This window comes from Dokdonella sp., from assembly GCF_049593775.1.
Lineage (GTDB): Bacteria > Pseudomonadota > Gammaproteobacteria > Xanthomonadales > Rhodanobacteraceae > Dokdonella.
Genome location: NZ_JBAWHJ010000438.1, coordinates 1 through 4694, shown reverse-complemented (window position 1 = coordinate 4694; position 4694 = coordinate 1). Strand labels below are relative to the sequence as shown.

Below are 4694 nucleotides of genomic sequence, written 5' to 3'. Positions count from 1 at the left end.
GGATGAGTCATATTGTGGTCGCCCGTTCGACAGTGCCTTCCTGGCAAACCTTCCCGCATCGGTTGATCCCTGCGGCGAGAATGGCGAGTTCCATACGTTTTGCCATGCCAGCCCTCTCTTTGCCGACTCCCTGCCTCTGCAAAGAGGTGCCATGAAGACGAAATCCGACCGATTCCGCTGCATGGATTTCCACTTGCACTGAGCGACAAGATCCTCGCTGCCATCGATGGGGCGAATCGCCAGGGCAACCGCAGGTCATTCTGCATTCCACGGCATCAATGTGACGCCACCCTTGATCCGTCCGCCGTTTGCTGTCTACTCTGCGTCAACGACTATCAATGGAGTTCCCGCATGGCTGCCATCTACTTGTGGATCAATGCGGTTCTTTATGGATTGCTTGCCCTCTGGTGCACCCTGATGCCGGCAAGGACATCCCAGGCAGTCGGCTTCGTCGAACTGTCCAATTCAGGTCAATCCGAGTTTGCCGTTATCTACGGCGGCATGCAGTTCGGATTCGCCTTCCTGTTCGGCTGGGCCGCACTCAGTGGGAATTATCGGTTCGGACTGATTTTCGCGCTGGCAATCTACATTCCGATCCTGCTGTTTCGCATCGTGAGCGTCGCCCGGTTCTGGCCGGTATCGTCGACCACGCTGGCCACCGGCGCACTTGAGGTCCTGCTCACCGCCGCCGCCATCCTGCTCTGGTTCAACTCGCGCAGCATCGATTGAAGGCACCATTCAGGAATCGGGAATCCTGTAGGCTCTGGCCTAGCTGACAGTTCGACAGCCGCAACAATCGAAGCTGCACGGACTCTGGGCCGATCATTCCCTCCCTGGGCATCGTTTTGTTGCCAGTTGATCCTTTGCCCGGGTTGCGACCAGAACGGAGCACGATCAACTTGAAGACGTGGACCAACTTCATCGCCTTCCAGATCGTCTGGTTCGCCGCCGTGCTTGGCGCGGCCCATGGCTACTGGTGGGCCGGCCCCGTCGCCCTTGCCGGATTCCTGACCTATCACCTTCGCGCCGGAGTGCGCAAAAAAGGTGACTTCAAACTGATGGCGATCGCCTTGTGCCTGGGCTTCGCCACCGACACGCTGATGGCTGCCTCCGGCCTGTCCAGCTATGCCTCACCGATTCCGGCGGCACCGCTCGCACCATTCTGGATCCTTTCTCTCTGGGCAGGGTTTGCCCTGACCCTCAACCACTCGATGTCGTGGTTCACGGCACGGACCCCGGTGGCTGCGCCGCTGGCTGCGATCTTCGGACCTGTTTCCTACTACGGCGCGGGCCGCGCCTGGGGTGCTGTACAGATCACCGAGCCTGTCGCCCTGCCGCTGATCGTGCTTGGAACATGCTGGCTCATTGCGATGTCGGTCCTCAGCATTGCCGCCCGTCGTTTTTCCCTGGCAAATGACAATTCCGATCCACAAATCCTGCAGAGGTCGTCATGAGCGGATTTACTCCCATTGCAATCGTCTGGCTTGCTGCCAGCGCAGTCATGGTCTGCGGCTGGCTGTACCAGAGAAAGACTCGCAATGCCGGCATCGTCGACGCACTCTGGTCCGCATGCATGGCGGCCAGTGCCGTGTTCTATGCGCTGACCGGTAGCGGCGCTGCACTGCCGCGCACGCTGGTGGGTGCAATGGGCGCAATCTGGGGGCTGCGACTGGCCTGGCACATCTGGCATCGCGTCCTGCATGAAAGCGAAGACGGCCGATACCTCGCGTTGCGTGCCCGCTGGAACGACAACCAGGGCAAGTTCCTCGCGTTCTTCCTCGCCCAGGGTTTGTTCACAGCGATTTTCTCGCTGCCGTTCTGGATTGCCGCGCACAATCCGGTCGAAGAATGGACAGCCTGGAGCATCCTGGCGATCTCCATCTGGGCCATCGCGCTCGCCGGGGAATCGATCGCCGATCGCCAGCTTGCCGCGTTCCGTGCGGATCCCGCCAACAAGGGAAAGACCTGTCGTCGTGGCCTCTGGCGCAGCTCCCGACATCCGAACTATTTCTTCGAATGGGTGCACTGGTTCGCCTACGTGGCACTTTCCGTAGGCACCGGAACGGGCTGGGTCATCGCCAGTCTCACCGGTCCGGTCCTGATGCTTTGCATGCTGTATTGGGTCACCGGCATTCCCTACACCGAGAAACAGGCGCTGCGCTCGCGCGGCGATGACTACCGGGAGTATCAGCGCACGACAAGCCCGCTGATCCCGTGGTTTCCGCGCAACTGAAATTCCCCGAACAGCCGTATCCAGCCCTGATACGGACCAGACAACGACCACCAAACCGACATGCATGAGCAAGAAGATCTGTTGACCCGTTGTGCCGAGCGTGGACTGATTCCCGATGCGCTGCTGCGAATCGGCATTCGACGTCTTTGCGCCATACGCCTGGCCGAAGAACGCGTCGGCGGCATGGATGCGACCTGCGAGCGCCAGCGCGCGCGCATCGATGAGTTGCGTGGCAGCCCCATCGCCATCGAAACAGACGCCGCCAACACCCAGCACTACGAGCTGCCACCACCATTCTTTCAGCATTGCCTTGGTGCCAGGCTCAAGTACAGCGCCTGCTACTGGGATGACACCACGCCGGACCTGGACGCTGCGGAAGCACGCATGCTTGAGCTGTACGAAAACCGTGCACAGCTCGCTGATGGCCAACGAATCCTTGAGCTCGGTTGCGGCTGGGGCTCCCTGACCTTGTGGATGGCGGCCCGATATCCCAATGCGCGAATAACCGCTGTCTCCAACTCCGCAGCCCAGCGCGAGTTCATCGAAGCGCGCTGCCGGGACGGAAGCCTGGACAACGTCGACGTCATGACCATCGACGCCAACCATCTCGACCTTGGCGAGGAATCGTTTGACCGGGTCTTGTCGATAGAAATGTTCGAGCACATGCGGAACTACGAGCACCTGCTGCAACGCATCGGTTCGTGGCTTGTTCCAGGCGGAAAACTCTTCGTGCACATTTTCTGCAACCGTACCCTGCTCTATCCGTTCGAATCCGCCGGTGACAACGACTGGATGGCTCGCCACTTCTTCACCGGCGGCCTCATGCCCGCGGCAGATACATTGCTGCATTTCCAGAAGGATGTATCCATCGAGCAGCGCTGGCTGATTCCCGGCACGCATTACGAGAAGACCGCCAACGCCTGGCTGCAAAATCATGACCGCAACCGGAACGAGATCCTGAAAGTGCTGGGCAATGCCTATGGATCGGAAAACGCCAGCCTGTGGAACCAGCGCTGGCGAATGTTCTGGATGGCATGCGCGGAACTGTTCGGCTATCGACAAGGCGGGGAATGGCTGATCGCACACTATCGGTTCGTACGACGCTGACATCGGCAACAGGTACACGCCCCGTTTACGCGGCAAAATCGGATCCATCGGCGCTGCAGGAATTCCACGCAGCTCGGCCGCGATTCCGCCAATGCCTGGCACGCTTGAAAAGAGCCTGGTTACCGCTGCTGGTATCGTGTCTGCAGCCCTGAACCGAATGAGTCCGACATGACCCGAAAATCTCAAATCAAACTGCTGCTGTCCGCGTGTGTCCTTGCCGCTTCGTTCACGGCGTGGGCGAACCTCAGGATCTGGGGAGACGTGTCTTCGATGCCCGCCGATACCCAGGTCGCCGAGCTAGCCGATGGCCAGTGGGTGTGGACTCCGAATGCCGCCCCACAGGGCCCGATCATGGTCGTGGTGAGCCTCTCCGAGCAACGTGCACACGTCTACAGGAACGGTGTCGAAATCGGATATTCGAGCGTGAGTAGCGGCAAGAAGGGGCACGAAACCCCGACCGGCGTATTCACCACGCTGCAGAAGGATCGCGATCATCATTCCAGCATCTACAACAATGCTTCGATGCCGTACACGCAACGGCTGACCTGGGGCGGAGTGGCCCTGCATGCAGGCGGATTGCCCGGCTATCCTTCGTCACATGGCTGCGTCCATCTGCCGACAAAGTTTGCGCAAGCCTTGTTCGAGGCGAGCCCGCTCGGCATGACCGTCATCGTCTCGCGCGAAGGCGAATCCCCGGAGAGAACCGTGCACCCGCTAGAAGTGGCGCCCTCGGCCGGCGCCCTGGCCGACACCGACGAAAGCGAAGACTCTGCAACGCTGGTCTACGAACTGAGCCCGTGGATGTCGCAGGACGGTCCACTTTCCATCGTACTGAGCACCTCGGACGAATACCTGGTCGTGATGCGCAATGGCATCGAGATCGGCAAATCCAAGATCCAGATCAAGGAAGGCGAGCCGCTCAAGGGAACCCATGTCTACATGGCACACAATCCCGCGTCAGGCGAACCACCCGAAAAGGATGCACTGCAAGCACAATGGGTCGCCGTCACCGTGACCGGACACGAGGATGAGGCAGGCAAGGTACTTACGCCTACGCAGCTTTCGCGAATTGCGCTGCCTGAGAGCTTCCGCATTGAAGTGCAGCGGATGATCGAAGCAGGAACCACCCTTGTTGTTACCGAGGCGGCCATCACGCCGCATTCGACGGGAACCGAGTTGGCCGTCCTCTCCGACAAGAGCCCGGAAGAAACCTGATTCATGGCAGGATCGGAATGGGCAGCCATATCGATCCCGGGCTTGCTGCGGAATCGCCGGCGCCAAGGGGGCATGCGAATGCACCGTGAATGGCAGAAAAGCGGCTCAATCGCCCGTTTCACTACGGCCCATGCAATTC

5 protein-coding genes and 1 pseudogene are annotated in these 4694 nt (G+C 60.0%); all 6 read left to right on the top strand.

Annotated elements, in window-relative coordinates:
* Window positions 1-202 (top strand): annotated as a pseudogene (locus WBP53_RS15095) (ATP-binding protein); the annotation flags it as partial.
* 149 nt (window positions 203-351) lie between these two features.
* Window positions 352-729 (top strand): DUF4345 domain-containing protein, encoded by a 378-nt coding sequence (locus tag WBP53_RS15090; protein ID WP_423930375.1) that lies wholly within the window; start codon window positions 352-354, stop codon window positions 727-729.
* Between the two features lie 170 nt (window positions 730-899).
* Entirely contained in the window at window positions 900-1454 is a 555-nt protein-coding gene (locus WBP53_RS15085) for a DUF2878 domain-containing protein (protein ID WP_423930373.1), read from the top strand.
* The gene (locus WBP53_RS15080) at window positions 1451-2233 is read left to right on the top strand and encodes a DUF1295 domain-containing protein (protein ID WP_423930371.1); all 783 of its coding nucleotides are present in this window, start codon (window positions 1451-1453) and stop codon (window positions 2231-2233) included. Before WBP53_RS15085 ends, WBP53_RS15080 begins: the two co-directional genes overlap by 4 nt.
* Window positions 2234-2293: 60 nt before the next feature.
* Window positions 2294-3340, top strand: a complete 1047-nt coding sequence (locus WBP53_RS15075; protein WP_423930369.1) for an SAM-dependent methyltransferase — start codon at window positions 2294-2296, stop codon at window positions 3338-3340.
* Window positions 3341-3508: 168 nt separating this feature from the next.
* Window positions 3509-4555: a L,D-transpeptidase gene (locus WBP53_RS15070; protein ID WP_423930367.1), complete on the top strand. Its 1047-nt coding sequence runs from the start codon at window positions 3509-3511 to the stop codon at window positions 4553-4555.
* Window positions 4556-4694: the final 139 nt, after the last annotated feature.